The sequence below is a fragment of the Mesorhizobium sp. WSM4898 genome (assembly GCF_029625845.1).
Taxonomy (GTDB): domain Bacteria; phylum Pseudomonadota; class Alphaproteobacteria; order Rhizobiales; family Rhizobiaceae; genus Mesorhizobium.
Genome location: NZ_JARTVQ010000002.1, coordinates 164971 through 178614, shown reverse-complemented (window position 1 = coordinate 178614; position 13644 = coordinate 164971). Strand labels below are relative to the sequence as shown.

The following is a 13644-nucleotide window of genomic DNA, read 5'->3' as shown; positions in this document are numbered from 1 at the left end:
CTTGTCTTAGGAAACGCGAAGAATGATCTTGCCGAAGACGTCGCGGCCTTCCATGCGCTTCAGCGCGGCGCCGATGTCGTCGAAGCCGACTTCGGTGTCGATCACGGGCGCGACGAGACCGGCCGCCATCTTCTGCATGGCATCGGCCATGTTCTCCATGCGGCAGCCGAAGGAGCCGAGCAGCTTCAGCTGTTGCTGGAAAAGCTGCATCAGATTGACCTGCGTCGAGACGCCGGAGGTCGAGCCGCAGGTGACGAGGCGGCCGCCGCGCTTCAGGCACAGCATCGAGCCGGCAAAGGTGTCGGCGCCGACATGCTCGAACACGACATCGACGCCCTTCTTCTTCGTCAGCTTGCGCACCACGCCTTCGAAGCGATCCTCGCGATAGTTGATGACATGGTCGGCGCCAAGCGCCTTCGCCTTGTCGATCTTGTCGTTCGAGCCGACCGTAGTGATGACCGTGCAGCCCATGCGCTTCGCCAATTGGATGGCTGCGGTGCCGATGCCGGAGCCGCCGGCATGGACGAGGATGGTTTCACCGGGCTCCAGTTTCGCGTTGTCGAACAGCATATGCTCGACCGTGCCGAAGGTGACGGGTGCGACGGCAGCGCCGATATCGGAGACACCGGGCGGCGCAGGCACCAGGAGACGGGCAGGCAGGTTGATCTTTTCCTGCGCGAAGCCGTCGAGATGAAAACCGTGGACGCCGGAGACGTGCTCGCAAAGATTGTCGCGGCCCTCGCGGCAGGCACGGCAGAGCCCGCAGGTTCGCGCGCCGTAGATCGACACCAGTTGCCCCGGCAGGAGGGTGGAGACGCCGGGTCCGACCGCCTCGACCTCGCCCGAGGCTTCGGCGCCGACGACCAGCGGCAGCTTGCGCTTGGCGAAGGCCATGCCGCGCCAGCCCCAGACGTCGATATGGTTGAGCGCCACCGCCTTGATGCGGAGCGTCACTTCACCTTGCGAAGGCGGCGGGGGAGGCGGAAGGTCCACCGTTTCAAGGCGGCGGTCCTCGATAAGTTGCAATGCGCGCATTTGGCCTGTTGGTACTTTGGAAGCGGGAAAACGTCCGCTTAGACCGGTTCCCGCGCCATGACAAGGCAGGTGTTCTGGCCGCCGAAGCCGAAGGAATTCGACAGAACCGTGCCGACCTCGGCGTTGCGCTTCTTGTTTGGCACCACGTCGAGCACGATTGCCGGATCAGGATTGTCGTAATTGATGGTCGGCGGGATGACGCTTTCGCGCATGGTCATCAGCGAGAACGCGGCCTCGACCGCGCCGGCGGCGGACAGCGTGTGGCCGATCATCGACTTGTTCGACGAGATCGGCATCGAGCCGATCCGCTCGCCGAACACGGTCGACAGCGACAGATGCTCCATCTTGTCGTTTTCCGGCGTCGAGGTGCCGTGCGCGTTGACGTAGTCGATCTCGTCTTCGCTCAAGCCGGCATCGGCAAGGGCGGCGCGTACCGCGGCGATGGCCGGCGAACCGTCAGGCTTGGAGCGGGTGCGGTGGAAGTCGTCGGCGCGCTCGCCGCAGCCACGCATTATGCCGAGGATAGTGGCACCCCGGGCAAGTGCCGCCTCCAGCGATTCCAGCACAAGCGCGCCGGAACCCTCGGCAAGGACAAAACCGTCACGGTCCCTGGAGAAGGGCTTCGAGGCCTTTTCGGGAATGTCGTTGTGGGTGGAAAGCGCCGAGAGCAGCGAGAAGCGGATCAGGGCTTCGGCCGTGGCGGAACCGTCGGCGCCGATCGACAGCGCCTTGTCGCATTCGCCGCGGCGGATCGCCTCGACACCGAGCTGGATGGCGGTGGCGCCTGACGCGCAGGCTGTCGACAGCGTGATCGGCAGGCCGCGCGTGCCAAAACGATCGGCCAGGCGATCGGCGATCGAGCCGAACTGGGTGGTCTCGAAAATGCCGAGCTCCTTCAGTCCGCGCGCCACGCGCAGCAATCTCTCGGAACCGCTTTCCTTCTTGTCGGAATTGTAGAGCGAGAAGCGGTCGGCCCAATCGAGCTCGACCGGCGGCGAGGCGAGAAAGAGCGGGCCGCCGAAATCGCCGGAATCGAGGCCGGCCTCCGACACCGCTTCCTGGGCGGCCGTCTCGGCCAGCTCGTAGGTGAGGGGACTGGCACCCTTGGAGCTCGACGGCAGGAAATCGACCATGCCGGAGATGCGGGTGTTCAGATGATCGACGGGAAAACGGGTGATCGGATGGATGCCGGATTTGCCTGAGGTCAGCGCCGCCCAGTTGTCGGCCTTGCCGACGCCAAGCGAAGTCACCACGCCGATGCCGGTCACGGCGACGATAGGCCTGCCCATGTGATCGCGGAGATTGGCCATGTTCTGTCTGTCTCGCTCTAAGCGGCCTTGATCAGCCCCAGGCCCTCGAATTGGTGATAGCCGATCGCCGTTGCAAGGACGGAGCTGGGGGCGCCTTCGAATGGTTGCTCCACTGTGGCATCGAAGACAGGGTAGGGGGCCTTGCGGTCGACGGCGAGCGCGGCAAGCGCCACGGCGAAGGGGAACTGCGCTTCCTTCATGTGGCCGGTGAGCGTCGAGAAGGCGCGCACTGCAAGCGCCGGGTTGGCATCGAGTGCCACCTTTTCGGCCGCCGTGGCGGCATGGGCGCCGGAGGCACCGGAAATGGTCAGCAATTCGCCGGCGGGCAGCGCCGCCTGCTTCAGCAAAGCGGCGATTTCGGCATTCAGCTCGCCGCGCCGGCGCCTCGCCCGGCCGGAAACCACAGGACCGAGCTCAGCATAGATCTTGCGACCCCGGCTCTGCGCATGCTCGCGCTGTTCGAGCACCAAGAAAGCGCCGCCCGAGCCCGTCACCACGCCGCCGCCTTCCGCGCCCTGTCTTTGCCAGACCGGTCTCCACGGGCCGCGATGCAGATAACCGGCGAGCTCATAGCCGAGCAGCATGTCTGAGTGCTCGGTCTGGAAGGCGCCGCCGACCAGCACATGGGTCGACTGGCCGGAGCGGATGCGCGCGGCGGCCGTCTCAACGGCAGAGACGCCGGCGCCTTCCTCGCCCATGAAGGTACGAGACGAGCCGGTGACCTTGTGCACGATGGAGATGTTGCCGGCGAGCAGATTGGAAAGCTGGGCGAGGAACAGCGTCGGCCGCAATTCCGTGGTCAGCTTCTCGTTGAGCAGCACGTCGCGGTCGTTGCGGCTCTCGGACGCCGCCAGGATCGCGCTGTCCACGGCCTCGTCGCGCTCGCCGCCGCCGGCCGCCACAACCATGTCCATGGTCGCGCAAAGCTCGTCATTGCCCTTGATGCCGGCGTCGTCCAGCGCCAGGCCGGCGACATAGGTGCCGAGCCGCTGCCAGGTCTCCATCTGGCGCTGGTCGCCGCGCTTGGCGATCTGCAGGTTCCAGTCGATCTCGGGCAGGGGATGAATTGTGTAGGGCGCAAAGCGCGTCGCATCGAGCACCGGCTCAACGCCCGGCCGGGTCAGCTTCTGCCAATGCGCGTCCGGTCCTTCTCCCAGCGAAGAGACAAGGCCGATACCGGTGATGACGACGTCGCGCGGGCTGCTCATGAGCGGCTTTGCTGGTCAGGCTGGAGGTGGGACAAGGTCGCGCTCGTCAGGCGGCCTTGGCCGCGACCAGCGCGTCGATCTTGGCGCACAGGTTCTGCATGACGAAGTAGTCGTCGGTCGAAGCCTTGCCGTCATTGACCTCTTGCGTCCACTTCTCGAGCGGCACCTTGATGCCGAATTCCTTGTCGATGGCAAAGACGATGTCGAGGAAATCGAGGCTGTCGATGCCGAGATCGTCGATGGTATGGCTTTCGGGCGTGATGGTGTCGATATCGATCTCGCTGGTGTCGGCAATGATCTTGGCGACTTTCTCGAACGTGGTGGACAAGGGCTCTTCCTTCGGTTGCGGGCGGAATCTGTCCGCATCTTGTTTTGGCGCTGTCTAATCGGTTTTTCCGGGCAGGAAAAGGCCTGACACGCCGCGCGCAGATGGGATGCCGGCTTTGTGGACGCAAGAAGGGCCGCCGGGTTGCCGGCGGCCCTTCCCATTTTACGTGGCGTAAGCTCAGCCTTCGCGGAGCTTGACCAGATCGTTGAGCAGCCCGCCCGTCCCGTTGTGGACGGTCAGGCGCTCGACCTTGCCGGCGATAGCCTCGAGAGCCTCAAGCTCCTTCAGCCGCAGCATCACCGGGTTCTCGGCCATCACCTTGGCCGTGTTGAGCAGCGAACGCGTGGCGTTCGTCTCCTCGCGGCGGCGGATGACGTTGGCTTCGGCCTGCTTCTCGGCCGAAACCACCTGGTTGAGGATCTCGCGCATCTCGCCCGGCAGGATCACATCCTTGAGCGCGATATCGCTGACCTCGAGACCGATCGCGGCCATGTCGGAACGCACCTTGGCGGCTGCCTCCTCATCGACCGTGATCTTCTTGTCGAGGATCTGGTCGAGGGTGAGCGCGCCGAGCGTCTTGCGGAAGGCGTACTGCAGGGCGCGGTAGAGGGCTTCCGAGAAGTCCTTCACCATGCTCACCGCCGTCACCGGTTCGACGACCCGGTATTCGGCGGCGATGTTGACGCGGATCGTCACGCGATCCTTGGTCAGCACTTCCTGCCCGGCGACATCAAGCGACTGCCGCTTGAGGTCGACGACCTTCACCTGGACCATGCGCCCGACATTCCAGAAGGCGTGCACCCCCGCGGCAAGCGTGCGGGTGTAGACGCCGTCCACGAACAGCAGACCGACCTGACCGTCCACGACCGGATGCAGGAACATGTGTTCCGTCTTCCGGGCCTGGCCGATCCGGCGCATCAAGGCCGGATCGACGGCCAGATCGGCCCCCGCGTCGACGGAGGTCACCGCCCACGGGCCGGCATCCGTCCACAGCACGAGCTTGCGATCCGGAGCGAGAACGGCATGAAGGGCGCCGTCGCGCTCGATCACGGCAATGTCGGTGCGCCCGGTGCGAACCACGGTGAAGTGACGCGCGGCCACATCCGGGAGCTTGTCGAACAATGCCTTCTCGTAGGCCGAAACGAATTCCGGGTTCTTCAGGTCGTGCCTGGAGATTTCCAGGTTTCCGCGCCGGTTGTCGAGCCAATGTTCGCCCGGCATCAGGACAGCCTGGATCTCGCCCTTGTAGAGGGCAACGGCACGTTCATTTTCCTTCACGAGGACGCGCTGGCGTCCCAGAACCTTTTCGAGAATGGTCTTCATTGTCTTTACTCCTGTCGGGCATGGCCCCATGTGAGGCGTCACGTCATGCGTCGATCGTCCTTTCATTTCTCGTTTCGTTTCCCGGCACGAATGATCCGGAGACCGGTGGCATCGCCAGGCGGCGGGCCTTCGGGAGCGGATCGCGGGGCGGCAAGGCGGGCGCCGGCGCCCGAAGGCTCCTTTGCCGGCATTGCCGCGCCTTGATCGTCACCGCGAGCCTGGCCGCAAGCCGATGGCATCGGACCGTTCGATACGGCCTCGGCCCGAAGGCTTAGCCGTCCGCCAGGTCTTCTGCATTCCGGTCCCCGGACCGTTTTGGATAACACCACCCAAAGGTGTCGGCCTAACAGGCCGTTGGAGAAGGAATCGAACCTTCGACAATCAGATTATGAGTCTGACGCTCTAACCAAACTGAGCTATCCGTGGTGCTGATGAAGGGACTCGAACCCCTGACCTCCGGACCCAAATCCGGCGCTCTTCCTCTGAGCTACATCGGCGATCCCAACACTCCGAAACGGCGCCGTACACAGCGCGGCAAAGCTGGCTGCGCGGGCGGAGACGAAAGCTCCAACCGTTGTGCTCGCTTCGGTTTTCGTGACCGGGAGCGCGCCTATAGACCCTGCGACGGCTTGTCGCAAGCGGCATTATCGCGGGGGCTTGCGGCTTCTTGCGGCTGTGGCATTTCGGCCACAGTGCTGAGCTGGGCAGACCTATGCCGTCAGAAGGTGACGCGGCCGAGCACTTTGAGGCCGTCTCCATTAGGCGCCACGACCACGGCCTCGCCCTCGCGCGGCGAGACGCCGGTGAGCGCCTGGATGTTTTCCAGATGCGTGACCAGCACCAGATTGTCAGAGCCGGAATAGCCCCGGATCTCCTTCATCACCGCCTCCATCTGAGCGGCCTTCTCAGCCGAATCGGTCTTGAGCAAGTCGAGCGGCGCAAATGGTTTCGGTTCGGCCTCGAAAGCGATGCGGGCGGTGTCAAGGCAGCGGCAGTAGCGGCTGGAGAGCACACGCTCGATGGGCGCTGCGCGCGCCGCAAACAGCGCCCCGATGCGGCTTGACTGCTGCTTGCCGCGCTCGGACAGGTTGAGCTGGGTGGCGCAATTGCCGATGTCGAAATTCGCCGGATCGGTGGTCCCGGTGACGAAGGCATGCCTAAGCAGGACGATATGGCCGCCATCGCGCAGCAGCGCCCAGCCGGCGTCGGTTGCGTGGGCGAGGGTGGGAACGGCAAGCAGGAAAAGCGCCAGGGCAAGTCGCAGCATGTGAAGTCCTTATGGCGGCCGGAGAGGCCGGGGCCATCTTCGGCATATAGGGACCGCAAAGCCGGCTGAAAAACAAGCAGAGGACCAACGGTCGGCCGGAGAACGGCCGATTGCACGGCGCTCGAGGCTTGCCTATCACGGTAAAGATGTCTCCGCCCGAACAATGACGCCGCTCACCGAAACCGTCCTCTTCGTCTTCAGTCTCGTTGCGCTCGGCTATCTCGCCGGCCTTACCGGCTATCTGAAGCCGGCAAGTGGTGAGGGCATATCCGAATTCGCCGTCAACGTGGCTATGCCGCTGCTCTTGTTCCAGACGATGGTGAACTCCGATTTCCATGGCGTGGCGCCGTGGTCGCTGTGGAGCGCCTATTTTGCGGCGGTTGCCGTCACCTGGTCCGCCGGGCACTTGGTCATGACGCGCCTCTTCGGCCGCGATGCCCGCGCCGGCATCGTCGGCGGCGTGTCCTCGGCCTATTCCAATGTCGTGCTGCTTGGCGCGCCCTTCATCCTCGGCATATTCGGCACCAGCGGCTTCGAGGTGCTGTCGCTGCTGGTCTCGATCCACCTGCCTGTCATGATGATGGCGTCAATCGTGCTGTTCGAGATGTTCGGTCGTCGCGACGACGAGTCTGTGCATCCGTTGCGCGTCATCCGGAATTTCCTCAGGCGGCTGTTCGTCAACCCGCTGATCATCGGCATTCTCGCGGGGCTCGCCTGGCGCTTCATCGGCGCGCCGCTGCCGCCGCTGATCGAGCGGCTGGTCGACGCGCTGGCCGATACGGCCGGGCCGGTGGCGCTGTTTGCGATGGGGCTCAGCCTGCGCCGCTTCGGCATTTCCGGCAACGTGCGCCCAGCGCTCGCGCTGTCGGCGCTGAAACTCTTCCTGATGCCGGCCTTGGTGCTGCTCGCGGTCTGGCTGCTCGGCCTGCCGCCGCTGACGGCAAAGGTCGCCGTGGTCGTGGCGGCGCTGCCTTCCGGCATCAATTCCTATCTCATCGCCGTCCAATTCAACACCGGCCAGGCGCTGGCGTCCAACCAGATGACGATCGCCACGGCCAGCGCGGTGCTCACCACATCCTTCTGGCTGACGGTGGTCCTGCATGTGTTCGGCTAGCGCTCGTTTTTGCTGGCCCAACCCCTATATGCCATCTTGTGATTGCTTGCCGGGCTTTCCCTAGGTAAGAGCAATGCGCCAGCGTGCAGCCTTGCACGCCCCCGAATATCCAGAAAAACGGCCGATCAGCGCGCCGAAACGGAGGCCAGACCATGCTTCAGAAAACCAGTCATTTCATGCGCCAGGCCAATCTCATCAACGGCGAATGGGTGCAGGCCGACAGCGGCCAGACCATCGACGTCAACAATCCGGCGACCGGCCTGAAGATCGGCACCGTGCCGAAGGCCGGCAAGACCGAAACCCGCCGCGCCATCGAGGCCGCCGATGAAGCATTCAAGAGCTGGCGCAAGACCACCGCGCTCGAGCGCTCGAAGCTTCTGCGCAAGCTGCACGACGCAATGATGGACAATCAGGACGTGCTGGCCGAGTTGCTCACCATCGAGCAGGGCAAGTCGCTGTTCGAATCCAAGGGCGAGATCGGCTCGGCCGCGAGCTATATCCTCTGGTTCGCCGAGGAAGGCCGCCGCACCTATGGCGACATCGTGCCGTCGCCCTGGGGCGACCGCCGCATCCTGGTGACGAAGGAGCCGGTCGGCGTCATTGCCGCCATCACGCCATGGAACTTCCCGTCCTCGATGCTCGCCCGCAAGCTCGGACCGGCGCTGGCCGCGGGCTGCACGGCCGTGGTCAAACCGGCCTCGCAGACGCCTTATTCGGGTCTCGCCTGGGGCGCGCTCGCCGAAGAGGTCGGCTTCCCCAAGGGCGTCATCAACATCCTGACCGGTTCGGCCGGCGAGATCGGCGACGAGATCTGCGCCAACCCGCTGGTCAAGAAGATCACCTTCACCGGCTCGACCGAGGTCGGCAAGATCCTGATTCAGAAGTCGTCGACGACGGTCAAGAAAGTGTCGATGGAACTCGGCGGCAATGCTCCGTTCCTGGTCTTCGACGATGCCGACATCGATCGCGCCGTCACCGGCGCCATCACCGCGAAGTACCGCAATTCCGGCCAGACCTGCGTCTGCACCAACCGCTTCCTCGTCCAGGCGGGTATCTATGACAAGTTCGTCGAGAAGCTGGCCGCTGCCAGCAACAGTCTGAAGGTCGGCTCCGGCCTGGAAGAAGGCGTGCAGCAGGGGCCGCTGATCGACGAGAAAGCGGTCGAGAAGGTCGAGGAACTGATCGCCGATGCCACCTCGAAGGGCGGCAAGGTCGTTGCCGGCGGCAATCGCCATGCGCTCGGCGGCTCGTTCTTCCAGCCGACGGTCATCGCCGACGCCACGCCCAAGATGCGCTTCATGAAGGAAGAGATCTTCGGGCCGGTCGCCCCGGTGTTCAAGTTCGAGACCGAGGAAGAAGCGATCGCATTGGCCAACGACACCGAGTTCGGCCTCGCCTGCTATTTCTACACCGGCGATCTCGGCCGCGCCTTCCGCGTCATGGAAGGGCTGAAATACGGCATGGTCGGCGTCAATGAAGGCCTGATCACCACGCCCGAGGCGCCGTTCGGCGGCGTCAAGGAATCGGGCCTCGGCAAGGAAGGCGGACATCAGGGCATCGAGGACTATCTCGACACCAAATATGTCTGCCTCGGTGGCCTCGGCCTCTGACACCGCTTGACTGGCGGGGCAGGCATCAGGCCTGCCCTTGCCGGAGATGGCCGGCGTAGTCCACAGATCAATGAACTGACGTTTTCGGGCACAGCGATGAAGGACGGCGAGGTCTTCGGCACGACGCAGGCGGGCGAGGCCGTTCGCCGCTTCACCATCCGTGGCGGTGGTCTCACGGCCAACATCATCGGGCTTGGCGCGATCATCCAGGATCTGCGGCTCGCCGGCCATGATGCGCCGCTGGTGATGGGCTACGACCAGTTCGAGCCCTATGAGACCGACCGCGCCTATTTCGGCGCCGTCGTCGGCCGCTTCGCCAATCGCATTCGCGACGGCCGCTTCACCATCGCCGGCAAGCGCTACCAGACCGAGCGCAATTTTCTAGGGAAACACACGCTGCATGGCGGCTCAGAGGGCTATTTCCACCGGCCATGGTCGGTCTCGCTGCACGGGCGCGATTTCGTGACGCTGACACTGCACGATCCCGATGGCACGATGGGCTTTCCAGGCGCGCTGGACGTCACCTGCACCTACCGGCTGAAGATCCCCGGCACGCTCAGCATGGAACTGACCGCCACATGCGAGGAGCCGACGCTCTGTAATCTTGCGCAGCACTCCTACTTCAATCTCGACGACGGGGGCGCGGGCGACATTCTCGACCACCGGCTGATGCTCAATGCCGGCGCTTATACGCCCGTCGACGCAGAGATGATCCCGACCGGCGCGGTGAAGCCCGTCGACGGCACGCCCTATGACTTCCGCCAGGCGCGGCCGCTGCGCATGGAATCGGAAGGCGAGCAGCTTCCCTACGATCTGAATTACTGCCTCGCCTCCAGCCGTGGACCGCTGCACCAGGCAGCCTGGGTGCAGGGCGCCAGTTCCGGCGTCGAAATGGAAGTCTGGACCACCGAGCCCGGCCTGCAGCTCTATATCGGCCAGTATGTCGCGCCGTCCTCCCCTGGGCTGGACGGGCGCGGCTACAAGGCCTTTTCAGGCTTCTGCCTCGAAGCTCAGACCTGGCCCGACGCGCCGAACCGGCCCTATTTCCCACAGGCCACGCTTTGGCCGGGCCAGATCTACCATCAGGTGACGGAATACAGGTTCCGGCTCCCTAGCTAGATCCCAAAGGCTGTTCTTAGAATCTCGAACGGCGCGAGCGCGCCGCGCACCTGTACGACGGCCGCAGCCACCCGATGCGCGCGCCGAACCGCGTCGACTGGGGCGTGACCGGCAAGCCGGGCGGCGAGATAGCCGCCGTTGAAGGAATCGCCGGCGCCGGTTGTATCGACAGGCGAGGCGACATGCACTGCCTCGATTGTTTCCGAGGCGCCGTCCATGGCAATCAATGCCGGCTGCTCGCCGTTCTTGACGACAACCTCGCCGACCACTCCTCCGAGACGCCTGGCAGTTGTTTCCGGCGCCTCATCGCCAAACAGCATCTGCTCATCCGGAAAAGTGGGCAATGCGATATCCGCGACGGCGAGCGCTTCCAAGATCGCAGCCTGCGCGGTTTCACGGCTCGGCCACAGCCTGGGACGGTAATTCGGGTCAAAGGCGACCAGCGAACCCGCCGCGCGTGCTGTCGCGACGGCCGAAAGCAGGGTTTTGCGCGCGGCATCATCCAGAATTGCCAAAGTGATTCCGGAAAAATAGACAAGCGCCTGGTTTTCAAGACTTTTCGCCAGTGCCGCTGCATCGGAGGCAAGCTGGCGCGCGGCAGCATCGCTTCGCCAGTAAGTGAAGGCGCGCTCGGCTCCAGTGAGCGTGATGGCGTAAAGGCCCGGTCTTGCGCCGGCAATGACCGGGCTGCTGCCGATACCAATGCCGTTCTGGGCTAAGAACGCGATCTGATCGCGGGAAAAAGGGTCGTCGCCGAAGGCCGAGACATAGGTCGCGGGCCGGCCGGGGCTGAGCGCATGCAGCGCCCATAGCGTATTGAAGGTGTCGCCGGCAAAGCCCATACGCCAGTTCGGTCCTGCCTGGCCCGACAGTTCGAGCATGCATTCGCCGATCGACGCGACACCATTGGCTTCCATATGACTTGTCCTCCTAAAGCTTTGGTGCTGTAGCTTTTTGCAGCCAGCAGCGCCATGCTTGGCGCAGGCCGATTTTTGCGCCAGAAGCGATTTCCCACAGGCGGGAGGGATGCTGCGCGCAGCCCGTGACGTTATCAGCCGAAGAGGAGCCGGTTTGGCATCGATATGGCGTTACATTCTTGCGGGTCTCGGTCTTGCTGCCCTGCTGGTCGGCATTCTGACTGTCGTCTACCTGACGGCGCCGCATTCGGCACCGGGCCCCGATACGTCGCGTTCGAAAAAGACGGCGAGCGGCCTGTTCGTTGCGAGCTTCGAGCCGGAGCGCGGCGTCATCCGGCAGGGCGAGCTGCAATCCTGGCTGCTGACGCTGAAGACCTCCGCCGGCGCTCCGGTGGAGGGGGCCGCGATCACCGTTTCCGGCGGCATGCCGCAGCACAATCACGGCCTGCCGACCAGCCCGCAGGCGACCGACTATATGGGGGCGGGACGCTACCGCATCGACGGCGTGAAATTCACCATGACCGGCTGGTGGCAATTGCGCTTCGCAATCTCGGCGGCGGCGGGTTCCGATTCCGTCGTCTTCAACATCGTGTTGTGAGCGGCCGATGAAGCGTCTTCTCCGCCTCGCAAACCTGTCCGCTCTGGCTGCGCTCGCTTGGCTTGGCGGTTGCGGCGAGCCCGAGTTCAGCGACGCCGAGAAGAAGGCCATCGCCTCGCTGGCGTTGAACACGCTGCCGGCGCTCAAAGCGGACATGACGAACCAGTATGCCGATGTGCCGGCCGCTGCGGCGCTCGGATCGACGCTGTTCTTCGATGTCGGCATGAGCCGCGGCGGCACCGTGTCCTGCTCGACCTGCCACAAGATCGACCGTCAGTTCCAGGACGACCTGCCGCGGGCGGTCGGCGTCGGCCACACCAATCGCCGAACCATGCCGCTGGCCGGCGTGGCGCGCGATCCTTGGTTCTTCTGGGACGGACGCCGCGACAGTTTGTGGGCGCAAGCGCTGACGCCGCTCGAAAACCCGCTGGAGCAGGCCGGCAACCGCGCGGCCTTCGCGCATTACATCAAGGAGCGGTTCGGCGAGCGCTATGAGCGCATTTTCGGGCCGCTGCCCGATCTTTCCACCGTGCCGGCCAATGCCAGCCCGCTCGGCACCGAGGCCGAAAAGGCGGCATGGAACGCCATGCCCGCCAGGCAGGCCGAAGACGTCAACCGCGTCTTTGCCAATATCGGCAAGGCAATCGCGGCCTTCGAGCGCTCGATCGAACCTGGGCAGACGCGTTTCGACCGCTTCGCGATCGACCTCGCGACCGGCACCAAGCCGCAAGGCGATGCTGCCTTCTCGCCGGAAGAGATCCTCGGGCTGAAGCAGTTCATCGGCAAGGCCAATTGCGTGACCTGCCATAACGGGCCGCGCTTCACCGACAATTCGTTCCACAACACCGGCGTGCCGCCGGTCAAGGATCTGCCGCCCGACCGCGGCCGGGTCGATGCCGTGGCTCAAGTGCAGGCGGACCCGTTCAACTGCTTCGGCAAGTTCCGCGACGGCGATGAAAGCGCCTGCCGCGAATTGCGCTTCATGGTGAAGGACGGGCAGCAACTCGTGCGCGCCTACAAGACGCCGTCGCTCAGGGGGGCAGCTACGCGTGCGCCCTACATGCATGCCGGGCAGTTCTCGACCCTCGACGAGGTGGTGGCGCATTATTCGAAAGCGGCGCCCAGCGTTGAAGGCGTTTCGGAGATCCACCCGCTCGAGCTTTCCGATCGCGAGCGCGCGGCTCTGGTGGCGTTCCTGAAGACTCTGTCGGAGTAGAGTCTTAATTTTGCGCGATTCCGGACGGAAAACGGCTGCGCACCTTTCCTGGAATTGCGCTAGCGATCCTTCACCGTTTCCATCGCGACGAAGGTGGAAGTCTGTGCCACGTGGGGAAGGGCCGAAATGCGCTCGCCGAGCACGCGGCGGTAGGCGGCGATATCGGTGGTGCGGACCTTCAGGAGATAGTCGAAGCTCGACGCCATCATATGGCACTGCTCGATCTCCGGCACGCCCTGCACCGCGCGGTTGAACGCGTCGAGCGCCGCCGAGCGCGTATCCGACAGCTTCACCTGGACGAAGGCGACATGTCCTTCGCCCATGCGCTCCCGGTCGATAATCGCGCGATAGCCTCTGATGTAGCCCTCCTTCTCAAGACGCTTCACACGGGCCTGCACCGGGGTCTTCGACAGCCCGACCTTCAAAGCCAGCTCGGACATTGAAAGCCGGCCGTCGCGCCCGAGCGCGGCCAGGATGTTGCGGTCAATGCGGTCCAATTGGTCTTCGCTCATCGGTCCTACGGTCAAAATGGCGGGAGCTAAGCCTATACGATAGCTCGAATGGACTGTCTCGTCGATTTCTTTGGACCGACCTGGGCT

General features: G+C 64.3%; 13 protein-coding genes and 2 tRNA genes. 5 read left to right on the top strand and 10 right to left on the bottom strand.

What is annotated here, in order from left to right; all coding sequences use genetic code 11:
• Nucleotides 1-6 precede the first annotated feature (6 nt).
• The 8 genes from P9228_RS08335 to P9228_RS08300 all read right to left on the bottom strand — a co-directional run bounded on the left by P9228_RS08335 (nt 7) and on the right by P9228_RS08300 (nt 6471).
• Complete coding sequence (locus P9228_RS08335) at nt 7-1035, bottom strand: zinc-binding dehydrogenase (RefSeq protein ID WP_278052989.1); 1029 nt, start codon at nt 1033-1035, stop codon at nt 7-9.
• A gap of 38 nt (nt 1036-1073) precedes the next feature.
• Nucleotides 1074-2345 carry a beta-ketoacyl-ACP synthase gene (locus P9228_RS08330; RefSeq protein ID WP_127243382.1) on the bottom strand — a complete coding sequence of 424 codons (1272 nt, stop codon included), beginning with the start codon at nt 2343-2345 and terminating at the stop codon, nt 1074-1076.
• Between the two features lie 17 nt (nt 2346-2362).
• Complete coding sequence (locus tag P9228_RS08325; protein ID WP_095801918.1) at nt 2363-3553, bottom strand: beta-ketoacyl-ACP synthase; 1191 nt, start codon at nt 3551-3553, stop codon at nt 2363-2365.
• Between the two features lie 46 nt (nt 3554-3599).
• Nucleotides 3600-3881 (bottom strand): acyl carrier protein, encoded by a 282-nt coding sequence (locus P9228_RS08320; RefSeq protein WP_066999801.1) that lies wholly within the window; start codon nt 3879-3881, stop codon nt 3600-3602.
• A 177-nt stretch (nt 3882-4058) separates the two neighbouring features.
• On the bottom strand, nt 4059-5204 hold the full coding sequence (locus P9228_RS08315) for a slipin family protein (RefSeq protein ID WP_278052988.1): 1146 nt from the start codon (nt 5202-5204) through the stop codon (nt 4059-4061).
• 354 nt (nt 5205-5558) lie between these two features.
• A tRNA-Met gene (locus P9228_RS08310) sits at nt 5559-5627 on the bottom strand.
• Nucleotides 5628-5701: transfer RNA gene (locus tag P9228_RS08305), tRNA-OTHER, on the bottom strand.
• A 221-nt stretch (nt 5702-5922) separates the two neighbouring features.
• Nucleotides 5923-6471, bottom strand: coding sequence for a histidine phosphatase family protein (locus tag P9228_RS08300; protein WP_066999807.1), 549 nt, complete (start codon nt 6469-6471; stop codon nt 5923-5925).
• A 163-nt stretch (nt 6472-6634) separates the two neighbouring features.
• On the opposite strand from P9228_RS08300, the gene P9228_RS08295 reads away from it, so the two are divergent.
• The 3 genes from P9228_RS08295 (at nt 6635) to P9228_RS08285 (ending at nt 10314) form a co-directional block, all read left to right on the top strand.
• The gene (locus tag P9228_RS08295) at nt 6635-7585 is read left to right on the top strand and encodes an AEC family transporter (protein WP_095825646.1); all 951 of its coding nucleotides are present in this window, start codon (nt 6635-6637) and stop codon (nt 7583-7585) included.
• A 152-nt stretch (nt 7586-7737) separates the two neighbouring features.
• A complete protein-coding gene (locus P9228_RS08290) occupies nt 7738-9195 on the top strand; it encodes an NAD-dependent succinate-semialdehyde dehydrogenase (protein ID WP_095801915.1) in 1458 nt (485 codons plus the stop codon).
• Between the two features lie 96 nt (nt 9196-9291).
• Complete coding sequence (locus tag P9228_RS08285) at nt 9292-10314, top strand: aldose epimerase family protein (protein WP_095778465.1); 1023 nt, start codon at nt 9292-9294, stop codon at nt 10312-10314.
• On the opposite strand, the gene P9228_RS08280 is transcribed toward P9228_RS08285, so the two are convergent.
• A complete protein-coding gene (locus P9228_RS08280) occupies nt 10311-11231 on the bottom strand; it encodes a sugar kinase (RefSeq protein WP_067329424.1) in 921 nt (306 codons plus the stop codon). The genes P9228_RS08285 and P9228_RS08280 overlap by 4 nt on opposite strands.
• Before the next feature lie 154 nt (nt 11232-11385).
• Here P9228_RS08280 and P9228_RS08275 point away from each other — a divergent pair, with 154 nt between their 5' ends.
• Nucleotides 11386-11829, top strand: a complete 444-nt coding sequence (locus P9228_RS08275) for a FixH family protein (protein ID WP_067329635.1) — start codon at nt 11386-11388, stop codon at nt 11827-11829.
• A 7-nt stretch (nt 11830-11836) separates the two neighbouring features.
• Nucleotides 11837-13045, top strand: coding sequence for a cytochrome c peroxidase (locus P9228_RS08270; RefSeq protein WP_278052987.1), 1209 nt, complete (start codon nt 11837-11839; stop codon nt 13043-13045).
• 59 nt (nt 13046-13104) lie between these two features.
• On the opposite strand, the gene P9228_RS08265 is transcribed toward P9228_RS08270, so the two are convergent.
• Nucleotides 13105-13557, bottom strand: coding sequence for an Lrp/AsnC ligand binding domain-containing protein (locus P9228_RS08265; protein ID WP_095778463.1), 453 nt, complete (start codon nt 13555-13557; stop codon nt 13105-13107).
• Nucleotides 13558-13644 lie beyond the last annotated feature (87 nt).

What these genes read in the sequence shown, in the direction of transcription:
- P9228_RS08335 (WP_278052989.1), bottom strand. Translation starts at nt 1,035, where the DNA reads ATGCGCGCATTGCAACTTATCGAGGACCGCCGCCTTGAAACGGTGGAC.
- P9228_RS08330 (WP_127243382.1), bottom strand. Translation starts at nt 2,345, where the DNA reads ATGGCCAATCTCCGCGATCACATGGGCAGGCCTATCGTCGCCGTGACC.
- P9228_RS08325 (WP_095801918.1), bottom strand. Translation starts at nt 3,553, where the DNA reads ATGAGCAGCCCGCGCGACGTCGTCATCACCGGTATCGGCCTTGTCTCT.
- P9228_RS08315 (WP_278052988.1), bottom strand. Translation starts at nt 5,204, where the DNA reads ATGAAGACCATTCTCGAAAAGGTTCTGGGACGCCAGCGCGTCCTCGTG.
- P9228_RS08300 (WP_066999807.1), bottom strand. Translation starts at nt 6,471, where the DNA reads ATGCTGCGACTTGCCCTGGCGCTTTTCCTGCTTGCCGTTCCCACCCTC.
- P9228_RS08295 (WP_095825646.1), top strand. Translation starts at nt 6,635, where the DNA reads ATGACGCCGCTCACCGAAACCGTCCTCTTCGTCTTCAGTCTCGTTGCG.
- P9228_RS08290 (WP_095801915.1), top strand. Translation starts at nt 7,738, where the DNA reads ATGCTTCAGAAAACCAGTCATTTCATGCGCCAGGCCAATCTCATCAAC.
- P9228_RS08285 (WP_095778465.1), top strand. Translation starts at nt 9,292, where the DNA reads ATGAAGGACGGCGAGGTCTTCGGCACGACGCAGGCGGGCGAGGCCGTT.
- P9228_RS08280 (WP_067329424.1), bottom strand. Translation starts at nt 11,231, where the DNA reads ATGGAAGCCAATGGTGTCGCGTCGATCGGCGAATGCATGCTCGAACTG.
- P9228_RS08270 (WP_278052987.1), top strand. Translation starts at nt 11,837, where the DNA reads ATGAAGCGTCTTCTCCGCCTCGCAAACCTGTCCGCTCTGGCTGCGCTC.
- P9228_RS08265 (WP_095778463.1), bottom strand. Translation starts at nt 13,557, where the DNA reads ATGAGCGAAGACCAATTGGACCGCATTGACCGCAACATCCTGGCCGCG.